We start from the raw sequence: 24,253 nt of genomic DNA on the forward strand, positions 1-24,253 counted from the left end.
CACAATCATTCAAAGTCTAAATCCTCTAATTGAAAAACCGCTTCCACTGGCAATTCAAAGACTTTGGCGATCTTGAGTGCTAAAACAGTAGAAGGGACATATTTACCTGCTTCAATTGAATTAATAGTTTGGCGGGAGACAGCCACTTTATCAGCTAAGTCTTGCTGTGTCAAATTATGGCGAGCTCTCTCAATTTTTATAGTATTCTTCATAATTCACACTTGAAAAGGCACACTATTAATTCAGCGAATGGAGATATTCCTATCCAATTGAGTTTGGAAAATCCATGAAGTGATGAAGTCTGCATGGGCATTAGTTTTCCTTTTTGGAATGATACACTTGGACCTGAAATGCAGCATAGATGTATAAATTCAAAAGGAAAAGCACCAAATAAGCTGTAAACATCTCGGATGTCAGCCTATCAAAGCGCAGGTAATTGATCAACATCAGTGCTCCTAAGCCCCAAATAAGCCAGAAAAATCCCGTCTGAAAGGCCTGCAATCGGAAGCTTTGAATCATTTCATCCTCTACCTTTTCACGGGTGAGATTTAATATCCCAAAGCCTATCGCCCAAAACCCATAAATAATTTGAGCTGCCTCGTTTGGATCTGTATCTGGATTAGAAAATGCCAAACCTATCACCAAAAGGATTGGAAGTGGGAAAAAGAGATAAGCAAACTTTTTCCAGGCAGTTGGCAAAAGCGGAACAGTGAGAAAAGATCTATTATTCATAAGTCAAATATTTTTTACCAAATGTAAAACAAACTTTACTTTTTGTCAAAATATCTTTCCTAATATTTTTAAAAAATTAATGTTTAAATAAGATTAGCACCGAATATTTATGCTTTTTAAAAAAAAGGAGGACAAATCTTTACCTTTATTCAATCAAACAGATAAAAAATTAACGTTTTTATGATAAGCAGAACAAAAATCACAATCATAGGATGTGGCAATCTTGGAACCTCCATTGCAAGGGGCTTGCTATCCATACCAGGTTTTCCAGCGAAAAATCTGACACTCACCAAACGAAATACAAGCTCTTTAAAAGAATTTGAAAATCAGGGTGTACATACTTTATCGAATAATTTAGAAGCAGTTAAAAGCAGCCACATTGTAATCCTGGGTGTCAAACCTTACAACATCCCTTCAATATTGCAGGAAATCAAACCGGGCCTAGATGAAATAAATCAAATGATTGTTTCCCTAGCAACCGGAGTGACTTTGGATGAAATTCTAGAAAATATTAATCCAACCAGCCCGACTTTTCGAGCCATGCCTAATATCGCTGCTGATATTCAGGAATCCATTACCTGTATTTGTTCCAAGAATACGAACTCCCAGCAAGAGCAATTGGTAAAAGAACTTTTCGATTCTATCGGTCAGACTATCACGATTGATGAAAGCCTAATGGAAGCAGCTACTGTCCTTGGTGCCTGCGGAATAGCTTACGTTCTACGATTTATGCGAGCGATGATTCAAGGTGGAATACAAATCGGTTTTGATGCTAAAACAGCCAGTCAAATCGTAAATCAGACTGTAAAGGGGGCCGCCCAGCTAATGATTCAAAAAAATATGCATCCTGAGGAAGCGATTGATAAGGTCACCACTCCAAAGGGATGTACTATCGTAGGGCTAAATGAAATGGAGCATCAAGGATTCAGTTCTGCCATGGTAAGAGGTGTCTTGGCCAGTTACGAGAAAATTGAGAAATAAAAGTTTAACTGAGTTCAAAAAAATTAACGCTTTGATAATTTATTGGCTTGGAAGTGCCTGAGGCCCTTCGCAATCGATTTAAAATAAAAAAATCCAATTTTTTATTTTATAAATCATAAATATTTTATTGTAAACCAATAAGAGATTGTTTTTCTTTTAAATATTTTTACTAGTTTTGTCTCGGGTGATAAACAACTTTTGCTATTCCTTTTTGAAAGAAACGACTTTTAAAGGAAGGACTGTTTGGTACTTTTTATTCCTTCCTTTTCATATAACTTCTGCTCATTCTGGCTCCGGTTTGGTGACCGGAGTTAGTTTTTGAAGCCTGACTGATTCAATTTTTAATCGAGTATTGTAAAGCGAGCCCCTAGAAATCCTCTTATTCCTTGATTCGGAGCAAACATGTATGACGGATCAAATGTCAAAGCATTAGGGTTTCCTGGAGTAGGAATCACGCTTCCATCCTCTGCAAAGTCCACTCCCCTATCAAATGGATCAAATGCACGGGCAATACTATTGGCCGGAGGTAAAAAATTCAAAAGGTTTTTTACACCGCCATAAATCTCCCATCGCTTTCCAATCACTTTTGTAGCTTGGATGTTTTGAATACTAAACCAAGGAGAATACTCTGGACGAGGATCCAATTCTCCCAACAATGGTAATCGCATCGGGCCGTATACGTTTCCGGTATAATCAATTTTCAAACCTATTCTTGAGAAACTATAGGCAATATTCCACACCCCAGAAAACCGCTCTGCCAAAATCTGACGCTCAGTAATTCCTTCCTCAGTAAGTGTTACGTCCAAGAATGTCGCACCAATATTTCCCTCCAACCCACTGGGTAAAGCGAAGTTTGTGGTCAAAGAAACTCCTTGGGAAACCGAATGCCCATCAAGATTTGCGTAAATGATCTGATTAGGATTGGTTTCATAATCAGGGATAATCCGATTTGTGAAATAAGTGTAAAAGGCCGAGGCATCTAGACTCAAAAAGGCTCCCGAATTAGTATAGAACTTCTTTACCAAATTCGCATTCGTATTCCAGGATCGCTCTGGCTGGAGCTCTTCTTCGAAAATCACATCTCTTGCTCCAGTCAACGCTGCATGATCTTCGGTAAACACATTTGCCACGCGGAATCCATTCCCCGCCGAAAGTCGAAATATTAAACTTTGATCAGAGGAAGATACTTTGAAATTTGCGCGAGGCGAAAATATAGGCCCATGAACCGAATTGTAATCAACGCGGGCTCCTAAAAGAAGGCTTTTATTTTTACCTACCTGAATTTCATCCTGAACAAACGCCCCTGGAAGATGAATTTCAGATGGCAAATTCTGATCTAATCCTGCACTTGCAGTAGCGGGAGTATTGTCATCGTAGTAGGTGTAGCGATAAGCAAGACCTGAAAGGAGTTGGTGATTACCTAGGGACTTGGTCCAAGTCAATTGACCAAAGGCAATTTTCTGATCTCCCAGGTAAAGCATATCTCCGTATACCGAATTTTGATTATGTCCATTGGCAGAAAACTGAAAGTTCAGATTTTCAATGGTTGGAAGTTCATAATTTCCAAAAAGCTCCCAGCGACTCGTGTAAATGCTTTCTCCGTAGATCTCGACACCACCTCGAAATTCTGGTGTCCAATTCATTTCTCCTCCCCAGCGATCTTCATAGAGGTACCTTAAGGCTACATTAAACTCCTTTCTGTTTTTTCGATCTACGCGAAATTTTTGAAAAAGTGAAATACGCTTTGAAAGAGTCACATCTGTCATCCCGTCCTCATTGTTGTCAATTGGATTATCATACTGAAAAATATTAACCCCAGTCATAGAATGAACACGTTCACCAATCTTTGTTTTAAGACCCAGGTCCAGATTGACCTCCCCCCAACTCGTCCCAAAAGCATCTACTGAAACGATGGGCGCCAGTTCCGCGCTCTTAGTAATGATATTAATCAATCCACCCACTGCTTCTGAACCGTATAGCGTCGATGCCGGGCCTTTGACCACCTCGATTCGATCAATCAAAGATTGTGGTATTCCTGTCAAGCCATAAACAGTTGCCAATCCACTTACAATCGGCATCCCATCGATCAAAACCATGGTATAAGGCCCTTCCAAACCATTAATATGAATATCTCCCGTGTTACAAATATTACAATTGATCTGAGGACGGACTCCATTAATAGTCTGAAGTGATTCAAATATGGACGGTGTTGGATTGGCTTTGAAGAATCCATCCTTGTAAACCTCAATAGGAACGGGACTATTCGATCTGGAAACTTCCTGTAGCGTTCCACTGACTACCACTTCTTCCAGGCTTGTATCTAATGGATTAAGCGAAATCACAAGTTCTTCCTTAGAGGGAATTGTCCAATCCTCCACAGATTTACGATAACCCATCATCGAAACCTCTACCCGATAAGTGCCAGGGAGCAGATCATCTAACAAGAAATATCCAGCACTATCAGTCATAGTTCCCTTACCTAGCTCAGGTAGATAGACAGAAGCAAATTCAAGCGGCTTATCTGCTTGAACTACTCTCCCCGAAAGATTCCCCTGGGCAACAGCTCCATATGAGGAAAAAAACATAAGAACTAAGAAACCGTATAGCTTTTTCATAATTAATGCAACATTGTTGCAATTATAAGAATTTTTCGTTTTAAATCGGTAATTAGATATGCAAATATATTTTGTTAGATTATTCTAACAAATTTGATTTGAAAGTATTTTTAAAAATATTTGAGAAAAATAAGATTCCATGGCATCTATCACAGAGGAAAACTATCTAAAAGCCCTATTCAACTTATCTAATAATCAGGGAGAGGCAAGTATCTCTGATTTGGCTAATCAACTGGGCGTCAGTATGCCTACTGCTAATAGCATGGTAAAGACCCTTCAGAAACAGGGATTGTGCAAGTATGAAAAGTACAAGCCTGTGATTTTGACCGAGCAGGGAAAAAAAGCTGCCGCTTTAATCATTCGAAAGCACCGGCTTACAGAAATGTTTTTAGTCAATAAAATGGGCTTTGGCTGGGAAGAGGTCCATGAAATTGCGGAGCAAGTAGAGCATATTCATGCACCGAAATTCTTTGAGCGAATGGACGAAATGATGGGCTTTCCGACCGTAGACCCGCATGGTTCTCCTATTCCGGACAAGCAGGGAAGAATACAAGAACTGCATTTAAAAAGTCTGAGTGAAGCAGTGCCCGGCCAAGAAGCAGTAATCGCTGCTCTATCTGACTCTTCAGCGGAATTTTTGGCTTATCTTAATTCTCGCCAACTGAGTCTCGGTACAGAATTGAAGATTCTTTCAAAAGAATCCTTTGACCAGAGTATGACGGTAGCTTATGGTGAAAAGGAGCGGGAATCGCTCAGTCAGAAAGTATGCGAAAAACTTCTAATCAGGATTTTTGATTGATCTAATAATCTTTACTCCAACCCCTACCCGACTTCTTTTCAGCTTTTATCTTCTTGGCTTTCAGTCGCTTTTCGATAGCTGCCTTGCTCGGTTTTGTTGCTTTTCTAACCTTCTTTTTTGCAAAGGACTTGCGAAGTAGGTCATAAAACTTTCGAATGACCAAGTCCTTATTTTGAATTTGGGACCGCTTATCCTGTGCTGTCAGGTGAAGAATTCCTTCTTGGTCGATTTTATTTGCAGCTTTTTTGGCGAGAATTTCTTTTTCCTCCTCAGTTAGCACCTCGGATGAATTTACAGCAAAAAGCAATTCGACCTTTGTCTCTACCTTGTTGACGTTTTGACCACCAGGTCCTGAGCTTCTAGAAGTTTTAAATTGAAACTCCTTTTCAAAAACTCCTGAACTTATCCGTTGATTGAGTTTTGAATTTATCATTCCTCTAAATACCGGTCAAATCTCTAAATCTCACACTCTGTCGCTGACTCAAATCAATTTGATGTCCCGAATTCAAATGAATCACCAGCGTACTATTAAAATAAGGTTCTATTTTTTTCACGAAATCCAAATTGAAGATGAATTGCCTATTTGCTCTGAAAAAAAGATCCTCAGGGAGCCTTTCCTCTAGATATGAAAGCGATTTATGCAACAAAGGTTTCTGATCTTCGAAATGAACCCGCACATAGTTTCCGACACTTTCCAGAAGAAAAATCTTATGGACAGCCACAAAATAACAGGAGTCTCCATCCTTAATAAAAATCTTTTTGTCCAAAGAAAGTTTTTGGGAGGGAGCATGCTCCGATTCTGAGTTTAGGAGAAAACGTCTAATGGCATCCTGAAGTCTCAGTGGATTGACCGGCTTTAGCAGATAATCTAAGGCATTAATCTCGAAGGCCTTGATAGCGTATTGATCATAGGCCGTCACGAAAATCACTTGATTTACAGAGTTTAGAGATTCTAAAAACTGAAAACCATCCATCCCTGGCATATTAATATCCAAAATAATAAGGTCTGGATTTAGGTCATTACATTCTCTCACTGCCTCTTCTACACGGGCACTTTTGCCGATCACCTTCAATTCAGAAAAGGGCTTCAGCATTACCTCCATCTCCTGTAAGGCGAGCAATTCGTCATCAACTAGATAAACTGTTTTTTGCATTACTCAAATATTTGGAATCAATATTCTAGCCTCAATCTCTTCTTTAGCATTCCTGACCAATTCAAAGGAAGCATCATTACCATATAGTGCTTGTAATCGCTTAGTCACATTTTTTAAACCGATCCCAAATGTTTGCTTTCCATCCAAGCTACCAGGGTTTGTAACCATAATCCTCAAATTCCCTTTTCGCTTTTGACAGACCACCCTTACCATACCTCCATCGGGAACCTGACTGATTCCATGCTTGATTGCATTCTCAGCAAGGGTCAAAACCATGGCGGGAGGAATTTTGAGCTCCATGGTATCCTCCTCTAGCTGGATTTCTAATTCCAACCTATCCCCAAACCTAATTTTTTCTAACTCCAAATATTTTTGAACTTCATTCATTTCATCTTGAATGGCTATCAAAGTCACCCGCTCATAGTTCAAAGAGAATCTCAAGAGCTCTGAAAGTTTGATGATTCCATCTCTGGCCTTTTCCTGATCGATCAAAACCAAAGCTTTGATGGAATTCAATGAATTGAATAAAAAGTGGGGATTAAGTTGATTTTTCAGAAGTTCAAGTTCTGCTGATTTGGCAGCATTCTCTAAGATGAGCTTTTGTTCCTTTACGTGTTGATTCTGTTTCATGATGTGATACAGATAATAAATCACTACCCAACCCATCACGTACCTTCCAAGATTCATCACCTGCCCAAAAAAGCTGATCCAGAACTCCCTTTTTGAAAAGTCATCTGGATTGGTAAATACAGTCATTGGAACATATAGAAAAAAGGTCATCAAAAATGAAATTACCAAAACATCAAAAACTCCCTTGATCCAAATCCGCGATAGATCTTTTTCAAAGATTGATTTCGGTATAAACCATTTTTTGTAGAAATGAGAAACCAAAACCCCTAAACTTGCCATTACAAGAAACTGGAAAAAATATTCCCACTGAAACTGTCCAAAAATAAAAAAGGTATAATTGACCGTCTCCACAAAAACTATGGAACTCCAGCCTAGAACCTGAAACACCCAATATAATTGCGTATGGTTAAGTTTTACTGGAGTTCCTCTCAGCATATTCATTTTACTTCACAGCCTCTACTTTGTACCCAGCTTTCTCAAGTAAGCTTATCACACCGTTTTCTCCACCGAGATGTCCCGCACCTACCGCAAAAAAGGTTGCTTCTTCCTTCATTAGATTTTCCATATCATCAATCCATTCTTCATTTCTGTCATCTAGCATGATCTCCGCAAAATCCCCGGTCATAGTGCCTGATTCAGCTATCATTTTATACAACTGATCCAAATCTTCGGCCCGATAGGCTTCAATCATTTTGGCAAACTCCTTTTGTGTATAATCTTCGGTAACCATTTTTCCCAACTCATCTAGCTGATAATCAATGGGGATCTGATCAAAAACCTGCATCTGAAATTCAACCGTTTCTAAGCCCAAAATCTCCTTTTGCTGTTCAGTTGCTAGATTGGTAAAAAACAGCTCATAGCTTTCAATCTGCTCACAAGGAAGCTGCTTCAGCATAATCATGCTCGACAGCACAAATGGCTTAAGCACTCCAAACTGGGAGATATTAGCACCATAATTTTCCATCAAAAACTTATTCAGAGCCTCTTTGTATTCTTCCTTGATCTGAGGTTCGAGGTTTTTCATTCCTGCATTTAGCGAAAGTTGCTGCATTTTCTGCTGCATCGTAGGATCATCCATATCGAGCTCCATCACAAGCTGATCAGTATTTTCAAAGGCCTCTTTGATTCTATCATCCATCATAAACTGATCAGGACAGATCAAATGAATGGTACCAAACAGATAAGAATCTTCAGCTAGTCCATTCCCACTAATCTTCCACAGGAGACTTTTCTCCGACTGAGCATGCGTAGTTAAGCCTGCTGAAATCACCAGCAGGAGAACCAATAGCCATTGTGATAAATTAAATTTCTTCATGATTTTAAGGTTTTATTGATCCTAAGCTAGAAACAAGCGAATAAAAACCTGCAAAAAACTTTTCAATCGCATAAAATCAGCTGTTCAGCTAAGAAAAAACCTGCTGAATAACACCGACTTTCTAGACTAATTGAAAAATTAATTAAAAAATACGTAAGAAAAATTCTGAATTTCGTTTCTATTCATTTAAATTGACACAATAGAAAGCCAAACTTGCTCTCAAACCTATTATTACAAATGAAAAACAGAAGGGAATTTCTCGTAAAATCTGCAATTGGAGTAGCCTCACTTGCGGTAGCTCCGGGATTATTGAAGGGTGCACCAGCAATAATTAAAAGCTGGAACAAGCCCGATAGTCGAATCAATGGCGTACAAATCGGCTGCATCACCTATTCCTTTCGATCTCTTCCCGATCAAAGTGCAGAGGCAACTTTAAAATATGTCGTGGACAGTGGAATTTCAGCAATCGAACTAATGGGTGATCCTGCAGAGAGTTTTGCCGGAATGCCTCAGGCTAATTTTGATCGCAGGAAAGCATGGCAACTTGGCCGGAAAGCTAGAGCCGGAGAAAATTTGACCGAAGATGAGCAAAAAGAGTTGAAGGATATCCAATCGGAGGCAGAGGCTTATTCAAAAGCTGTGGCTGATTGGAGAGCAAGTGCCGATATGGCTCCATTTGAAAAGCTTCGAAAGATGTACAAGGATGCAGGTGTAAGCATTTATGCCTTCAAGCCCAGTGCTTTCGGCTTTAATAATACCGATGCAGAAATCGCCTATGGAATGAAAGCAGCGAGAGCTTTGGGAGCTTCTCATGTCACGCTAGAGCATCCATCTAATGATGCGCATACACTCAAGTTGGGCAAAATGGGCGAGCAAAATAAAATGTCTGTAGCCTATCATGGTCATGAGCAGCAAACTTTTGACTTTTGGGACAGCGCCTTGGCTCAGAGCCCAAACAATGCACTAAATCTAGATATGGGTCACTATATCGCTGCAGGACACCAAGATCTTTTTCCACTGATTGAAAAAAACCATCAGCGGATTCTCAGTATGCATACCAAGGACAGGCAGACACCTGAGCATGGTAAAGGAAATGTAGCTTGGGGAACTGGTGACACTCCGATTGGAGATGTTTTGAAAATGATGCAAAAAAACAAATACAAATTTCCAGCTACGATCGAATTGGAATATCAAGTTCCTGAAAATTCGGATCCTGTCTCTGAAGTACAAAAATGTTTGGAATTTTGTAGAAAGTCTTTGGCCTGATTCCTTGAAAAACAGGAACTTAACACAGCCTGCCGGCAGCGGAAACGTTGCCGGTTTTTTTATAGAATTCGTTTCAAACCCTCCAATCTTCCTAGTGCCTCCTGCAACTCGGAATCTTCTTTTGCAAAGCAAAATCGAATAAACTTATGGTCCTGCCCATTGTGATAAAAAGCAGAAACCGGAATACAGGCAACCTTGAGTTCCTTTGTCATACGCTCCGCCAATTCCTTATCTGAGATATCTGATAGGTAACCATAGGAGGCCATCTGAAAAAAGCTTCCTTGCGCAGGACTAAATTCCAAGCCTGTTGTTTTTAATCCCTGGCAGAAAAAATCCCGCTTTTTCTGATAGAATTCAGAAACTGATTCATAATTAGATGGAGTCTTCAGGTATTCTGCCAAAGCATATTGGATTGGTGTCACCGTGCTGAAAGTGACAAATTGATGAATCTTACGAAACTCCTCCATCAGTTCTGGTGGGGCGATGCAAAACCCTACTTTCCATCCTGTCACATGAAAGGTTTTGCCAAATGATCCGCATACGAATGACTTTTCCCTCAACTCTTCATGTCCTATGAGAGACAGATGCTTTCTCTCATCAAAAGTGATATGCTCATATACTTCATCGCTGATCACTAAGATATTTCGATCCCTTATCAGTTGGGCCAAATGATCCAAATCCGAAGAAGACCAAACATAGCCGGAAGGATTGTGAGGAGTGTTGATTACGATTGCCTTGGTTTTAAAAGTCACGGAGGAAATAACCCTTTCCCAATCGATTGAAAAATCGCCTTTTTTCAAAGGAATATGAATGGAAATTCCACCACTGAGGAGAATAGCAGGCTCATAGCTATCATAGGCAGGCTCCAAAATTAAGACTTCATCACCGGGCTTAACCACCGCAGTGATCGCACAAAAAATAGCCTCAGTAGCCCCTGAAACTATACTGATTTCAGTTTCTGGATTAGGTCTATATGCATGGCAACGTTCTGCTTTGGATGATAATACCTCTCTAAGAGCAGGAATTCCAGCCATCGGAGCATACTGGTTGTATCCTTCTCTGGTGTACTTAGCAACCAACTCCAAGAGCACTGGATCCGAATCAAAGCCTGGAAAGCCTTGAGATAAATTGATAGCATTATAATCTTTGGCCATTTGAGACATGACCGTAAATATGGTGGTACCTAAATGGGGTAATTTTGATCGAAGGGGCATGAATTAAATTTATGCTACGGAAAGCATCTAAAATGAAGATTTAACTTGTAAGTATTAATTCTTAATTTGATAAAAATAACCGAGCAATGAAACCCTTTCCAATTTTTCTAACCCTATTACTACTTTCTCTCCATTCGATAGCCTTCTGTCAAGAGCCGATCAAACTCTTGCCGGAAAACCCTCACTATTTCGAATACAAAGGAAAACCATTAGCCCTAATTACCTCTGCCGAACACTATGGTGCCTTGGTGAATTTGGATTTTGACTTTGAGAAATACTTGAGGACACTACATCAAGAGGGCATGAACTATACCCGGATTTTTATGGGAAGTTATTTTGAAATAGCTTCTACCAGCTTTGGGATCAAATACAACACGCTAGCACCAGAGAAAAACCGGGTAATCACACCCTGGAATACCGTGGAGCGTGACGGAAGAATTTTGTACGACTGGTCAAGCTATAACCCCACCTATTTTGAGAGATTACATGAGTTTATGAGGCTGGCTGAGGAGCTCGACATCATCGTAGAAGTTACTTTTTTCTCTTCCATTTACACAGATGAACACTGGGAAATCAACCCCCAAAACCCTTTAAACAGAATAGATTCAGCAGCTCCACTTGAGCGAAAACTGGTACACACTACTCGAAACGGATCCTTGCTCGAACTTCAAAAGTCTTATGTCAGCAAGTTGGTGAAAGAACTCAACCCATACCCGAACTTCTTCTTTGAAATCCAAAATGAGCCTTGGTCCGACCGAGGTCGATCCATCCTAAATCTGAAAAATCAATATTCATTAGATGCTGACTGGACAGAAAAAATCGACATTGCAGACTCACTTTCCTTGGCTTGGCAAGATGAAATGGTCAAAACCATTGTAGAATCAGAAAGCGGCCTTCCCAAGAAGCACCTGATCGCCCAGAATTACGCAAACTTCTACGCCCCGCTTTCCAAAATATCTGAACATATTTCCATTCTAAATTTTCACTACAACTGGCCCCAATCTGCCACAATGAATTATCATTGGGATCGGGTAATTGGCTTTGATGAATCAGGGTTTGCCGGAAACTCCGACATGGTTTACCGAAGACAGGCTTGGGCATTTTTATTTTCTGGCGGAGGGCTTTTCAATAATTTAGATTATTCATTTTTCACCGGAAAAGAAGATGGCACACTTGTGAATGAAGCACCTGGAGGTGGTAGTGTGAGTCTTAGAAAGCAGTTGAAAATCCTCCATGACTTCTTCCATTCCTTTGACTTGAAATTCCTCACTCCTGATCAGGATGTGGTAATTGGGTCTCCTGGATTCCTAACCTATGCCATGAAAAATGGAAATCAGGGGTATGGATTCTTTGTGGTCGAGGCAGGAGAACAGTCCAGCTACCTAAAGCTGAATGTACCGCCGGGAACCTATCGAGTGGAACTACTCAATACCCTGACTGGTGAATTGAAGAATATCCGCAGCTTTCAAGTCACAGTCGAAGAGCTGATTTTAACCCTTAAGCTTAATGAAGGCGAGATCGCCGTCAAACTGATTAAAGAGTGAGACAAAAATTCCCCAGCAAACTATCAGCCTTTGACTACAATCATTGGCAGTATCACTTCCCGGTGCCGGATGAGGTAGCTATTTCAATGATTCGTGATGATAACCGGAGAGTATTGGCCTGGTTTGAGGAAGAAGGTCCTTTCCATGTTGCATTGATGAAAGCCAAAGAATATTGGTATATTCTCGTAACCAAAAATCTTAGAAAAAAGCTCGGACTAAATGAAGATAGCCTATGCAATATTTCGCTAGAGCAAGATCAGAGCGAGTATGGTCATGAAGTCCCTGAAGAGTTTGAGGTACTTTTGGATCAAGATGAAGAAGGACAAAAATATTTCAACTCCCTTACTCCAGGAAAGCAGCGATCATTAATCTATTTGGTCACCAAAGTAAAAAATCCAGAAAGTCGAATGAAAAAGTCTTTGGCCATCTTGCATCACCTCAAAGTGGCCGAAGGGAAACTGGACTTCAAACAGCTAAATGAATGGATCAAGCATTACAATAACCTTTAGGAAATCATGAATCAAAAAGCTTTTGAAAAAATCCGAAAAATAGCATTTGATGCCTTGGAGCCAGTTGATCGAGAATCGCTGACTGAGTCTTGGGAAGATGCAGTTGTAAAAGAATCAGAAAATCAATTTTTTGTAACCTTCAAAACATTTGAAGATTTGATCAAGGGACCTCTGACCGTCCTGATTGACAAGAAAACAAAGGAAGTATTGATGATTCAGCCTAGAGGATAAAAAAAGGGGCCGAAGCCCCTGGTACATCAATCAATCATTTTTTTCTAAACCCCATTTCAGGCGCCTCGCTTGGCGATTGGCTTCTTTTTTGGGTCTGCTTCCTCCGAAAGTTCCACGATTGATTTTTCCTCGTTTAGATTTCAAATCTCCTTTTCCCATAAGAATTTAGGTTTTTGTTTCACATACGTTAAAATTAAAAAACATAGCCATTCAAGTCAATTTTGAGACAATTGGTAATGTCGAAGGCAAAAATCATTTCTGAATTTCCTAACTTCCCTCATGCAGAAAAGCCTACAAATCAATATCGATTTAGGAGAAGGAGTTCCCCACGAAAAAAAACTGATCCCATACCTCCACGCTGCATCTGTGGCTTGCGGTGGACATTACGGAGATCGAGACAGTATTCGGGAGACGGTATTAGCCTGTGGCGAATTGGAAAAAAAAGTAGGAGCTCATCCCTCCTACCCTGACCGGAAAAATTTCGGCAGAAAATCCTACCGGATGCATCGGATGCAATTGCTGGATACCTTGCTCGAGCAAATCCATTTATTTCAAGAAGTAATTCAAGCTCAGGAAATGGATTTTGACCATATCAAATTTCATGGTGCGCTCTACAATGATGCAGCATCACAACCAGAACTTGCCAATTGGTTGAGTGAATTTTTATACTCCGAATTTCCGGAGATCCCCGTCTTCGTACCTCCTTTTTCGGAAATGGAGCGAGCTGCAAAATTTGTGGGGCTAAAAACCAGAAAAGAGCTATTTGGAGATCGAGCTTACACGGATCAATTACTCTTACTCCGAAGAACTGAAAAAGGAGCACTTCTAACAAGTTTTGAGGAAATTGAAGCACACATTTCTCCGATCTTAAAAGAGTCAAAAATCCATACCAAAAGCGGCAAAGAGATTAAAGTGTCGGCAGAAACGATCTGCTTTCACGGAGACAATCCGGGGATTCTTGATTTTCTTCCCAAAATCTTTAGGAAATGGTAGTCAAAAGACCAAAATTAAGGAAAATCACCCCAAGAATATGGGAATTGTTTTGGGAGGAAGAACCCTCAAGCAGCCTTCGCAACACTAGAATTGGCCTTAAAAAATGGCTGGAGAATCAATACCATTCAAAACTCCTTGAAATCAGACAGGGGTATCAGACTATCAGTATTGTTTGGAAAAATGAAGGTCCGGAGGATTTCTATAATTCACTTCCCAAATGCTTTAACTCAGAAGATTTAATACCCCAAACTTGGGAAATCCCAGTCTGCTATGGAGGAAAATTCGGAAAGGATTTAGATCAGCTTTGTAAGGAGAAAGCCATTAGCAAAGAAAATCTGATTCAGATTCACAGTCAGAGTGAATATGTATTGGAGTTTTATGGCTTTTTGCCGGGATTCATGTATTTATCAGGTCTGCATCCAGATTTGATATCGGCTAGAAAACGCATTCCTGATCGAAAGATTGACGCAGGATCAGTAGCTATTGGAGGGAAGCAAACAGGGATATATCCTCTGGACAGCCCGGGAGGTTGGCATGTCATCGGAAAAACTCCAATTCAAATTTTCGACAAAGGCCAAAACCCTCCGGTGAATCCGCAACCCGGAGACTTCATTCGATTTTATCCGATATCTGAGGAAGAATTTGATGAATTATCAGCTAGCGCCAAAATTCTAGGACAGTCATGATCAAAGACCCTGCATCTGCCAGCATTTTGAAGACTGGCCCAGGCAGCAAAATCAGAGATCTGGGACGGAATGGGATGGCTGAATATGGGATCGCTCAAGCAGGTCCATTGGATCATTTAGCCTATCTATGGGTAAACCATTTACTGAGAAACCACCAAGATGACGCCGTACTGGAAATCACCCAACCAGGTTTCTCCATTCGATTTGACGCTCCGACTCTGATTTGCCTTGCTGGTGCTAAAGCTCAAGTATTTTTGAATGGGAAGGAAACTAGCTCATCTGGTCTGATTCCTATTTTGGAAGGGTCAAAGCTAGAAATTGGAAACTTTGAATCAGGCAGTATTCTATACCTCGGAATAAAGTGGGGCTTCCGAAGTCCCTCTTGGCTTGATTCGAGAAGCTATTTCACAGGAATCAGTGATCAAGATTTTATAAAAAAGGGAGATTATATCCCCTATTTTACCAATCACGAAACACCTATCATTCAGACATCTAGTCAAGCAAATTGGGACTATAAATACCTCTCGGAATCAACAATAAGAGTGTATGCAGGACCAGAATTTTACCAACTCTCTGAAAGTGAGAAGGAAGAAATTATGGGCCTTGAATTCACCATTTCAACCTTAAAAAACAGTATGGCTATCCAGCTTGAAGAATCCTTTCCTAATCAACTTTCAGAAATATACACCACGCCAGTTTACCCCGGCACTGTCCAACTGACACCGGGAGGAAAAGTCATTTGCTTGCTAAGCGATGCCCAAGTCACGGGAGGATACCCCCGAATACTCCAGATTCACGAAGATGATATAAGGATTTTGGCACAAAAAAAACCGAATCAAAAGATCCGGTTTTTAATCTAACAATTAACTATTTCATTAACCTCTTGCAGGATCTCTTTCTTGCTGAGCCTCCCACCATTTAGACCAAAGTAGAAGCATCTCAAATTCGAACTTTCTTCGGTTCAGCTGAATAGTAGCCCAATCCATATCACCAGAGGCATCATATTTTTCATTCACTAGACCAAAAATTGAGCCTCCTGCCCCAAAAGCCATGTATGTACCAGCTGATTTACCGAGCTCCAATCCATAAGATCTGCCTACACTCTCAATATTTATCCAATCCTTATGTTCACCATCTGCATTAGCTTGCGGAACATCTGCCTGCTTTTGTACCGCAGGAAGGAGCAATCCTATAATAATTCGCTGATCCAGTTCACCGCTTAGAATATCAAGCTGCTGAGCCAAAGCTGCTGGTTGGGCTTGAGTGCGTGCCAATACCGGCAACCAATCAACTAATTTCTCGATATCAGGCTGCTTGATGGGTGGAATACTATCACACCAGGGTCCCTTTCCTTTACAATCATCTCCTGATGTAGTAGAGCTGTTTCCGACAAATTTGAAAATCGGGTATTTTTTGTCTTGTGATTCCCCTTTAATGTCACCAATTTTGATAAAACCTGCAAGAGTTGCTAAGGCCTCATCATCATCCTTAAATTTCCCAGCCAAAATATCATATTCTACCTCATGCTCATCTGCTGCTAAGGATTGATGATTTCTTCTTGATAGCGGACTTAGGAATCTTCCACTTCGCTGGATGTTATTATCAAAAATCTCAAGAGAAGCCATAATCATTTTTTCTACGAATTGTTCACGGCTTCTGCTAGTCTCATATGCTCCCTCCACCTTTTGCAAAGGCAAATAAGACGGAAGCATTTGATAGGCATTTTCCATCATTCGATAATTCCTCTTAGCCTTTAGTTCAAGCTTTGGAAAATTAAACCCTCGACGATAATTTTCCCCACCTTCTTCTGAATGAATTTCCTGCTGCTCCAAATCTACAGGTACTGTGTTTTCCTGATTCATCGAATCACATCCTGAGCCGTAAAGTAATGCTCCTACACCGATTGCTAAAATGTACTTTCTCATGTTTTTATTATGTTTGATTGGTTTCGTGTTTTGAAGGGAATTTCCCTTCCGACGATTCAAACTTAGCAGCTGTAATTGGTTGATTTTTAGACAATTTCACCTATCATCTTTATGATTTGACAAAAGATACATTTCAATTGATGAGGCAAAAATTCAGTGATAAAAGGGTGAAATTTTGGGCCTTTTTGCGATTCATCAATTCAAAAGGGCGATCGGTCAATTTGAAAAGCGATCACAAAAAAACTCCTGTCTATTCAGAGCAGGAGCTTGTTGAAATTTTATTCGAATCACTAAACAATTCTTAATTCAGTTTGGCATTCATTCAAAATCTAGAGAATATTTTTTCCTCTCATTTTTTTAGAAATAGCAAGTCCCGTGTTTCATTGTCGGGGCAAACCAAAAGCACTAGATGAAATATTTAATCGCATCCCTGCTCCACCTGCACCGGCCGTCTGTGTTACTGATATAGGGCTATGATAAGATTCAATAACCCCATTTAACACATGCCCCTGACCCTGTTGAGACACTTCAATTCTCGGGACCATGGATGCTGGTGCTCCTTCCCCAATTAGTGTCAAATCGATTTGATTTCCTCTCCCCTGCTGCGTGAATGAGCTATAATGACGGGATTCTGATCTATTTTCTATTCTGGCCACCAGTTGATTCTCATCCCCTGCTTGAAGCGAATAGATATGAGTTTTGCTGCCGAAAACTTGTAGATTGGACTCATTGAAATTTCCAATTTGGGTAAGGACTATCTGATTTTGAATCCCTTGTTGTTTGCTGAAATTAGAATTGGAAAAACCTCTTTGACTCATTTGAAGCGTATTTTCCCCTTGCTGTTGAGCCCAGGATATATTTTGATCTCCGACTTGTACCATACGAACCAGATTCCCTTTTTGGCGAAAAGAGGTGTGACTTTCATCTAGAGAAAATGGTTCGGTAGTCGCTGTTTGGAGCTCTTGGGCCATTGCAACGAACGGAAAAAGGAACAGCCATGCCATTCCTATAATCGGACGGAAAATAAAATTAGGATTCTTCATGGTAGTAGAACTTTTTGGGCCTTGTATGATTTATGCGGAAAAAAACCTGGCCAGTTTTAAATTGGCCAGGCTGTGTGATTTATCAGTTTTGAGTGACTACAGAGACATTTCCGCTTCCTACCACAAATTGAGCTGAGACATGCTGAGTGCCTGTTTGAGATAAAATGGAAAGGTTTCCGTCTCCTAGAATATTGATAGAGCCGACATTGAAATTACCATCTTGATTGACAATCGAGGTATTATCATCACCCTCTTGTCTGACTCCCAAAAGATTACCATTTCCGGTTTGATTGATTTCAAGAGCAATATTTCGATCCCCTACCTGACCTAAGAATGCCCTGTTGGCATTACCAACTTGGTAGGTCTTTGCTCTATTTTCAATTCCTTCCTGGTAGATTTCGGCAAGTCCATTACTGGATAAAAGCTGGTCAACTTCCGCTATATTCAGATTTCCGAATTGTTCGATTTTCAAAGAATTTCCGGAGGAATTTTGACTTCCATATGCTTGGTTACTGATACCATCCTGAAATACATAGCCCTTATTTCCACCATCAAATGAGCGTAGATTGGCGAAATTCTCTCTACCATTCTGGACGATTTCATGAGAACTCACTAATGTACCTTGAGGTGATGCTTGTTTTTGAGAGATGGAAGCATTGTTAAAAGAGCCCACCTGACGGATAAATGCCTTAGCATCATTAGAAGGGTTCGCATCCCCACCAAAGTTTCCTTGCTGAACAGCTGCCAAATTGGTTGATCCCTTTTGATCAATCACCGAGGAATTGTCTTTTCCGATTTGATTCACTACCGCACTGTTGTCGGTTCCTGTTTGCATCAATGTAGATGTGTTCTGAGCGAGAGAAAGTGATGCTGATAATGTAATCACTCCCAAGATTAAAATTGACTTTTTCATTTGTTATAAAGTTTGATTGGTTTCGTTATTTGAAGGGAACTTCCCTTCGGACGATTCAAACATAGTGGGAGGATTTCAATCGATTTGGGCCTTTTTCACACATCCCAAATCTGCCTTGACAAAAATCACATTTCAATTGATTGGATAAAAAATCAAGCCCAAAAGCTCAGAAATCCAGTCTTTTAAAAATATATCAAGTCAAAAGCACAAACCGTCAATCAGAAATGGAATTTGATCAATCAAACAGTGCCCTCATTGATTAGAAGACTACTTTTGAAAGTATCTGCTATTTATTAATGGCGTCACATTACCCATTTCATTTTACATTTCTTAAATTCCAGAAGACTTGAATCTCAGGGATATGAAAACAATCCAGCCCAAGGAAATTGAAGAAATCCTTCTCCACTTTTCCAGCTCACTTCACCACCTGATGGAAGAGGAGGATGTGGTATGGGATCTAGTCAAAAATTGTATAGGGATATTGGGATTTGAAGATGCAGTCATTTATTTGGTAGAAGGAAACTATCTAGTCCAAAAAGCCGCAATAGGGCCAAAAAACCCAAATGAAAAGGAGATAATCAACCCACTTAAAATAAAAATAGGAGAAGGGATCACAGGAAAGGTAGCTTCTAAAGGACTTCCCACAATAATAAATGACACAAGAGAAGATAGCGATTACATTCCGGACGACCATTTCAGGCTTTCTGAGATAGCAGTCCCTATCCTTTTGGAAGGAAAAGTAATCGGAGTAATCGATAGTGAAAATTCGGAGGCTAATTTTTTTTCTCAGCAGCATCTCCAGATTTTGACTGCTGTAGCATCCATTTATTCCGGACAAATTGCCAGAATTAGGGCTGAAAAAAAAGCGAAAGAGGAACAACAAATCCGACTCGAACTACAACGAAAAAGCTACCAGCTACAACTTGAAGCCCTATCTGCACAGTTAAGCCCTCATTTTGTATTTAATTCTCTGAATGCCATTCAAAACCATATTCTGTCAGAGGATAAGCGTACTTCTATTCGTTTTTTGAATATTTTCGGAAAGCTCCTCAGATATTTTTTAAGCCAATTGAAAGAAGAGTTTGCCTGGCTTGGCAAAGAAATCCAAATGGTCAAGTGGTATTTGGAGCTTCAAAAACTCCGATATGGACAAAAAATTACTTATGAGATCAAAGTATCGGAGGGTTTAAATGAGGAAAATCTCAAAATCCCCAGTATAGTCGTACAAAATCTCATAGAAAACCTGCTGGAAGAACAGATCCAAAAAGCTGATGGAGAGATTTCCATCTTTGTGAGGTTTGATCTCTGCGGAGAATTTGTAAAACTACAGGTCAGAATCAATGATTCTACACGTGCAAAAAAAGACAGAAAGAACGGAAACGGGCAAACTGTACTCCCCTGGAATTCAATTATTGACCTGATCAACCAGGTAAATACAGTAGATATTAAGGTAGAAACCAAAGAAGAACCCTGTCTGGATAAGGGGCAGCATTGCAAAATCGTCAACTTAGCACTTCCTATTTTATGAAGCCATTCTTTTTGTTTTTTTTGGCTATTTACCTTCAGACATTTTGTGCCTGGTCCCAGAGCATCTTATTCAATGAAGCTATCAAACCCGAAATCTATAAATTCGACACTTCTGTCACTCTTTGGGATTTCCTTTATCAAATTGACTCTTTGAATCTAAAACCGTCCTCAGAGGCCGGTATCGCAGACTACCGACATGAGTATTGGTTTGCTCTTGATTTTTCAGCCTACTCTGAGGCACTTTCAAGCCAAGATTCGATTTATCTCTACCCAGGCAGTTTAGAATTCAGTCAGCTTTACCTGTGGAAACAGAGCCAAATTGACTCCTTGACTTTGACTCGGATCGGTAAAAATGACCTAAAACGGAATGATCTTACTTACACGACTTATGTGGCTATTTCCACCCAAGATTTATTTCCAGATTACAAATTATATCTCAAGGCCAAATTTTACAGAAGGACGCCACTCTTGGATAATAAGGTCTTTTATTTCTCTGATCAGATTTCACACAGAAGCTTTTATGGCTTCATAAGCCCTGCTTCTTTCCGGAGTCAGGTATTAGGATTTTTCTTCTTGGGGGCCGCGGCCGTATTGACAGTTTTTAATCTCATTTTCTTTTTCTACATGAGAGAAAAGCAATACATCTATTATGGCAGTTTTCTTATTCTACAGCTTGTTTACTTTTCCCAAATAAGCCCCTATCTGGCTAATGCCTTTGGCTATAAGCAGTATCACCTCTATTTCTGGTTAGGAACTATCTCTCAGCTGGGAATCAACTTGGTCTACTTGTTATTCATCAGACATTTTCTCGATTTACCCAGAATAATGCCTCGATTTGATCTTCTTATCAAATGGATAGCAGGAGGGCTGACAGTTTTGATAGTAGTCCTTTCAATTATGATCTGGCAAAATCCATATAGTATTATCCAGACACAACTGATGGATTTTCAGCGGTATTTTATGGCCAGTTTTGCCTTTGGAGGTGTGATTTTTTTATTCTTTAGATATCCCAGCAAACTGAAATACTTTGTCATAGCAGGCACAATAATTTTCACCTCAGGTGCACTAATGACCATGTTTTTTCTCAATTTGGATTACATGATAGCTGGTTCGGCGATTGAAAGCACCATTTTTGCCTTGGGACTGGCCTACAAAATCAAAGTAATCCACCTCGAAAAGCGTGAAGCTGAAAAATCGGCCTTTTCTACCAAAATGGGGGCCCTTCGAGCACAAATAAATCCCCATTTTATTTTCAATAGTTTAAGCTCTATCCAACATCTTATCAGCTCAGGTCAAAAGGAGGCTGCCCTCTCCTATCTGACCAAGTTCAGCAAATTTGTAAGACAAGTTTTGGAAAGTTCCATTGATGTGAATGTCAGTCTTGAAAAAGAAATCGAACTACTCAAGGTATATCTTGACCTAGAATCGCTTCGCTTTGATCATGCATTTTCGTACCAAATCAATACGCCGGACAATACTGATCTGAGCTTTTTCGAAGTGCCTATGCTCATCGTGCAGCCATTCGTGGAGAATGCTTTAAAGCATGGTCTAATGCCCAAACAAACAGGGGAAAGAAAACTCTGGATTCGTTTTATTGAAGAGGAGAACCACTTTCGATGCGAAATAGAGGATAATGGAATCGGAAGAAAAGCATCCGCCAAACTGAGGCCATTGGATCATAGACCATCTAGGGGTATCAGTATCACTGAGGAAAGACTTAAGATGGTCAATGGAAATTCCAAAAAGACACAAATCCATCTGGAAGATCTAGAAAAAGGAACCAAAGTCATCATCAAATTACCAAAACTATGAACCCTAAAATCACAGCCCTAATCGTAGAGGATGAGTTCCACAGCAGGGAAACTCTGAAGGGATTTCTTAGGGAATATTGTCCTGAAGTCCAACTTGTCGAAGAGGCCACCAATGTAGACGATGCAGTAAATAAAATAGCTGTGCATAGACCTGAGTTGATTTTCTTAGATATTGAACTTCAGACGGGAACTGGATTTGATGTTCTTCAGCGACTAAATCATCTTAATTTTCAGTTGATTTTTACTACGGCCTTCGAGCACTATGCAATCAAAGCTATCAAGTTTAGCTCATTGGACTATCTACTAAAACCCATTGATTTGGAAGAGCTTCAAGCTGCGGTACAAAAAGCAATTGAACGAAAAGAAAGTGAAAACCGACAGGAGCTTATAGAAAATCTTCTGGGCAACCTTACCAATCCACAAAGTGAGCACCAAAAAATTTGCCTTTCTACGGCCGAAGGAGTGGAATTTATCCCCATAAAGGATATTTTGTTTTGCGAAGCAGCTGGCTCTTATACCAAGTTTTTCCTGTCTGGTGGCAAAGAGCTTCTCGTCAGTAAAAATCTCAAAGAATACGAAATAATCCTTCAAAACCAGCATTTTATGCGAACGCATAATAGTTTCTTGATCAATCTACAGGAAGTCAAGAAATACGTTCGATCTGATGGAGGCTACATAATCATGAATGGAGGCAAACAAGCAAATCTTTCGCCAAGCAAAAAAGATGAGTTTCTAAAAAGAATGGGTTTCTAAATTGAAAATTGCATTTTTTGGAAAAAAATTACTGCTTTTTTGAGCAAAGTAAGATAGACTGCTATCTTAAAGGATACTTTTCAAAAACCGAAATTCATGAACACTGAACTAATCGAACTAGTCAAAAAGCAGGGAATGGACCCAGAGACCGTTTCTCAGCAAATCGAAAATTTCAAAACGGGCTTTCCTTTTTTAGAAATCACAGGACCTGCCACTCCCAATAATGGTATTCGAATCATGTCTGATGAAGATTTGGACCATTTTCAGGAAACCTATCCAAAAAAAGCTGCTGAAATCGAAGTTGTCAAATTCGTCCCAGCCTCAGGAGCTGCATCCAGAATGTTCAAGGATCTTTTCGCCTTTTTGGATGGCGACGGTGACATAAGCAAAAGTGGTTTTGTCCAGAAGTTTATGGATAGAATCGAAAAATTCGCCTTCTATCAAGATCTTGACGAAGTCTTAAAAACCAGAGGAACAAGCATTTCAGACTGCTTGGACCGTAAAGATTATAAAGAGATTTTAGCTGCATTACTTAATGATGACGGATTGGGATATGGAAGTCTCCCAAAGGGACTCTTGAAGTTTCATAGCTATGAATCCGGGACACGCACACCAGCTTTTGAGCACCTGATAGAGGGAAGTCAGTACGCTGTCGGGAAAGGAAAAATCGTAAAAATCCATTTTACTGTCTCTCCTGAACACGAAGAGAAGTTTAGAGCTGAGATCGATAGCATTGTTCCACAGCTTCAAAAGGAAACGGGCCTTAAGTTCGAGGTCAGCTATTCACAACAGAAAAAGAGCACAGACACCATTGCTGTCACCATGGATAATGAGCCTTTCCTCGAGGAAGATGGGAGTATTCTATTCCGACCTGCAGGACACGGGGCACTGCTCGAAAATCTAAATGACATCGATGCTGATCTAATCTTTATCAAAAATATCGATAACGTGGTGCCTGATCGAATCAAGCAAGCCACGGTAGAGTACAAACAAGCAATCGGTGGGCTCCTGCTGGAAGTACAAGGAAAAGTATTCGAAGCACTGGAAGAACTTGAAACCGAAATATCTCCTGCGGCCATCGATCGGGCAAAGAAAGTTTACGTGGAAGATTTGGGAGGAAAGCTTCCGGCAAGATTTGATGGGATGCCTCGCATGGAGCAGTTTAGTTTTCTCAAGGGAAAGCTGAATCGACCAATCCGAGTTTGTGGTATGGTGAAAAATACCGGAGAGCCCGGAGGAGGACCATTTTGGATAGCCGAAGAAGACGGCTCCCAATCATTGCAAATTTTGGAAACTGCCCAAATCAATTTGGAAGACCCAAACTCCGAACGGCATTTGCAGGCAGCTACTCATTTTAATCCAGTGGATTTGGTTTGCGGAACGAGAAATTACAAGGGTGAAAAATTTGATTTACTTCAGTACCGAGACATGAAGACCGGTTTTATTACGGAGAAATCAAAAAGTGGAAGAGAGCTAAAAGCGCTTGAACTTCCCGGTCTTTGGAACGGATCGATGGCTGGATGGAATACACTCTTTGTGGAAGTTCCTCTGATCACTTTCAATCCGGTAAAAACCGTCAATGATTTACTTCGAGACGAACATCAATAACAAG

At 40.2% G+C, this 24,253-nt stretch carries 25 protein-coding genes; 13 read left to right on the top strand and 12 right to left on the bottom strand.

Going from position 1 to position 24,253, the window contains the following annotated elements:
• Nucleotides 1–5: 5 nt before the first annotated feature.
• Together OU792_RS03085 and OU792_RS03090 are read right to left on the bottom strand one after the other, a co-directional pair.
• On the bottom strand, nt 6–212 hold the full coding sequence (locus OU792_RS03085) for a helix-turn-helix transcriptional regulator (protein ID WP_026945985.1): 207 nt from the start codon (nt 210–212) through the stop codon (nt 6–8).
• A 100-nt stretch (nt 213–312) separates the two neighbouring features.
• Nucleotides 313–732 carry a hypothetical protein gene (locus tag OU792_RS03090; RefSeq protein WP_274669434.1) on the bottom strand — a complete coding sequence of 140 codons (420 nt, stop codon included), beginning with the start codon at nt 730–732 and terminating at the stop codon, nt 313–315.
• 180 nt (nt 733–912) lie between these two features.
• Here OU792_RS03090 and proC point away from each other — a divergent pair, with 180 nt between their 5' ends.
• Entirely contained in the window at nt 913–1,713 is an 801-nt protein-coding gene (gene proC / locus OU792_RS03095) for a pyrroline-5-carboxylate reductase (protein ID WP_222582951.1), read from the top strand.
• A 341-nt stretch (nt 1,714–2,054) separates the two neighbouring features.
• Here the strand turns inward: proC and OU792_RS03100 are convergent, their stop codons facing one another.
• Nucleotides 2,055–4,328, bottom strand: a complete 2,274-nt coding sequence (locus tag OU792_RS03100) for a TonB-dependent receptor (RefSeq protein WP_274669435.1) — start codon at nt 4,326–4,328, stop codon at nt 2,055–2,057.
• A gap of 139 nt (nt 4,329–4,467) precedes the next feature.
• On the opposite strand from OU792_RS03100, the gene OU792_RS03105 reads away from it, so the two are divergent.
• Complete coding sequence (locus OU792_RS03105; RefSeq protein WP_026945989.1) at nt 4,468–5,127, top strand: metal-dependent transcriptional regulator; 660 nt, start codon at nt 4,468–4,470, stop codon at nt 5,125–5,127.
• A 1-nt stretch (nt 5,128) separates the two neighbouring features.
• Here OU792_RS03105 and arfB read toward each other — a convergent pair whose 3' ends face one another.
• From arfB to OU792_RS03125, 4 genes are read right to left on the bottom strand one after another with little or no spacing between them, the layout of a single operon-like run.
• Nucleotides 5,129–5,560: an alternative ribosome rescue aminoacyl-tRNA hydrolase ArfB gene (gene arfB, locus OU792_RS03110; protein WP_026945990.1), complete on the bottom strand. Its 432-nt coding sequence runs from the start codon at nt 5,558–5,560 to the stop codon at nt 5,129–5,131.
• Between the two features lie 4 nt (nt 5,561–5,564).
• Complete coding sequence (locus OU792_RS03115) at nt 5,565–6,281, bottom strand: LytR/AlgR family response regulator transcription factor (RefSeq protein WP_134202030.1); 717 nt, start codon at nt 6,279–6,281, stop codon at nt 5,565–5,567.
• A gap of 3 nt (nt 6,282–6,284) precedes the next feature.
• On the bottom strand, nt 6,285–7,346 hold the full coding sequence (locus OU792_RS03120; protein ID WP_274669436.1) for a sensor histidine kinase: 1,062 nt from the start codon (nt 7,344–7,346) through the stop codon (nt 6,285–6,287).
• A gap of 7 nt (nt 7,347–7,353) precedes the next feature.
• Complete coding sequence (locus tag OU792_RS03125; RefSeq protein WP_274669437.1) at nt 7,354–8,226, bottom strand: TraB/GumN family protein; 873 nt, start codon at nt 8,224–8,226, stop codon at nt 7,354–7,356.
• Between the two features lie 237 nt (nt 8,227–8,463).
• Here OU792_RS03125 and OU792_RS03130 point away from each other — a divergent pair, with 237 nt between their 5' ends.
• Nucleotides 8,464–9,492: a sugar phosphate isomerase/epimerase family protein gene (locus OU792_RS03130; protein ID WP_274669438.1), complete on the top strand. Its 1,029-nt coding sequence runs from the start codon at nt 8,464–8,466 to the stop codon at nt 9,490–9,492.
• Between the two features lie 59 nt (nt 9,493–9,551).
• Here OU792_RS03130 and OU792_RS03135 read toward each other — a convergent pair whose 3' ends face one another.
• Complete coding sequence (locus OU792_RS03135; protein WP_274669439.1) at nt 9,552–10,706, bottom strand: methionine aminotransferase; 1,155 nt, start codon at nt 10,704–10,706, stop codon at nt 9,552–9,554.
• Nucleotides 10,707–10,792: 86 nt separating this feature from the next.
• Between OU792_RS03135 and OU792_RS03140 the strand changes: the two genes are divergently transcribed.
• From OU792_RS03140 to OU792_RS03150, 3 genes are read left to right on the top strand one after another with little or no spacing between them, the layout of a single operon-like run.
• The gene (locus OU792_RS03140; protein ID WP_274669440.1) at nt 10,793–12,250 is read left to right on the top strand and encodes a hypothetical protein; all 1,458 of its coding nucleotides are present in this window, start codon (nt 10,793–10,795) and stop codon (nt 12,248–12,250) included.
• Nucleotides 12,247–12,759, top strand: a complete 513-nt coding sequence (locus tag OU792_RS03145) for a YdeI/OmpD-associated family protein (RefSeq protein ID WP_274669441.1) — start codon at nt 12,247–12,249, stop codon at nt 12,757–12,759. The genes OU792_RS03140 and OU792_RS03145 overlap by 4 nt, the downstream gene beginning before the upstream one ends.
• Before the next feature lie 6 nt (nt 12,760–12,765).
• A complete protein-coding gene (locus tag OU792_RS03150; protein WP_026945998.1) occupies nt 12,766–12,990 on the top strand; it encodes a hypothetical protein in 225 nt (74 codons plus the stop codon).
• A 30-nt stretch (nt 12,991–13,020) separates the two neighbouring features.
• Here the strand turns inward: OU792_RS03150 and OU792_RS18660 are convergent, their stop codons facing one another.
• Nucleotides 13,021–13,149, bottom strand: coding sequence for a 30S ribosomal protein THX (locus OU792_RS18660; RefSeq protein ID WP_446698875.1), 129 nt, complete (start codon nt 13,147–13,149; stop codon nt 13,021–13,023).
• 120 nt (nt 13,150–13,269) lie between these two features.
• Between OU792_RS18660 and OU792_RS03155 the strand changes: the two genes are divergently transcribed.
• From OU792_RS03155 to OU792_RS03165, 3 genes are read left to right on the top strand one after another with little or no spacing between them, the layout of a single operon-like run.
• Entirely contained in the window at nt 13,270–13,983 is a 714-nt protein-coding gene (locus OU792_RS03155; RefSeq protein ID WP_274669442.1) for a LamB/YcsF family protein, read from the top strand.
• Entirely contained in the window at nt 13,977–14,669 is a 693-nt protein-coding gene (gene pxpB, locus OU792_RS03160) for a 5-oxoprolinase subunit PxpB (protein WP_274669443.1), read from the top strand. Before OU792_RS03155 ends, pxpB begins: the two co-directional genes overlap by 7 nt.
• Entirely contained in the window at nt 14,666–15,529 is an 864-nt protein-coding gene (locus OU792_RS03165) for a 5-oxoprolinase subunit C family protein (RefSeq protein ID WP_274669444.1), read from the top strand. Before pxpB ends, OU792_RS03165 begins: the two co-directional genes overlap by 4 nt.
• 15 nt (nt 15,530–15,544) lie before the next feature.
• On the opposite strand, the gene OU792_RS03170 is transcribed toward OU792_RS03165, so the two are convergent.
• The 3 genes from OU792_RS03170 to OU792_RS03180 form a co-directional block, all read right to left on the bottom strand.
• Nucleotides 15,545–16,594, bottom strand: coding sequence for a hypothetical protein (locus OU792_RS03170; protein ID WP_274669445.1), 1,050 nt, complete (start codon nt 16,592–16,594; stop codon nt 15,545–15,547).
• 380 nt (nt 16,595–16,974) lie between these two features.
• On the bottom strand, nt 16,975–17,637 hold the full coding sequence (locus OU792_RS03175; RefSeq protein ID WP_274669446.1) for a hypothetical protein: 663 nt from the start codon (nt 17,635–17,637) through the stop codon (nt 16,975–16,977).
• 82 nt (nt 17,638–17,719) lie between these two features.
• Entirely contained in the window at nt 17,720–18,550 is an 831-nt protein-coding gene (locus OU792_RS03180) for a hypothetical protein (protein WP_274669447.1), read from the bottom strand.
• Nucleotides 18,551–18,911: 361 nt separating this feature from the next.
• Between OU792_RS03180 and OU792_RS03185 the strand changes: the two genes are divergently transcribed.
• The 4 genes from OU792_RS03185 (at nt 18,912) to OU792_RS03200 (ending at nt 24,249) form a co-directional block, all read left to right on the top strand.
• On the top strand, nt 18,912–20,078 hold the full coding sequence (locus OU792_RS03185) for a histidine kinase (protein WP_134202017.1): 1,167 nt from the start codon (nt 18,912–18,914) through the stop codon (nt 20,076–20,078).
• Nucleotides 20,075–21,889: a sensor histidine kinase gene (locus tag OU792_RS03190; RefSeq protein ID WP_274669448.1), complete on the top strand. Its 1,815-nt coding sequence runs from the start codon at nt 20,075–20,077 to the stop codon at nt 21,887–21,889. The genes OU792_RS03185 and OU792_RS03190 overlap by 4 nt, the downstream gene beginning before the upstream one ends.
• Nucleotides 21,886–22,641: a LytR/AlgR family response regulator transcription factor gene (locus OU792_RS03195; RefSeq protein WP_134202015.1), complete on the top strand. Its 756-nt coding sequence runs from the start codon at nt 21,886–21,888 to the stop codon at nt 22,639–22,641. Before OU792_RS03190 ends, OU792_RS03195 begins: the two co-directional genes overlap by 4 nt.
• A gap of 96 nt (nt 22,642–22,737) precedes the next feature.
• Nucleotides 22,738–24,249, top strand: coding sequence for a DUF4301 family protein (locus OU792_RS03200; RefSeq protein WP_134202014.1), 1,512 nt, complete (start codon nt 22,738–22,740; stop codon nt 24,247–24,249).
• Nucleotides 24,250–24,253: the final 4 nt, after the last annotated feature.

The sequence above is a fragment of the Algoriphagus sp. NF genome (assembly GCF_028823735.1).
In the GTDB taxonomy this organism is placed as follows: Bacteria; Bacteroidota; Bacteroidia; order Cytophagales; family Cyclobacteriaceae; genus Algoriphagus; species Algoriphagus marincola.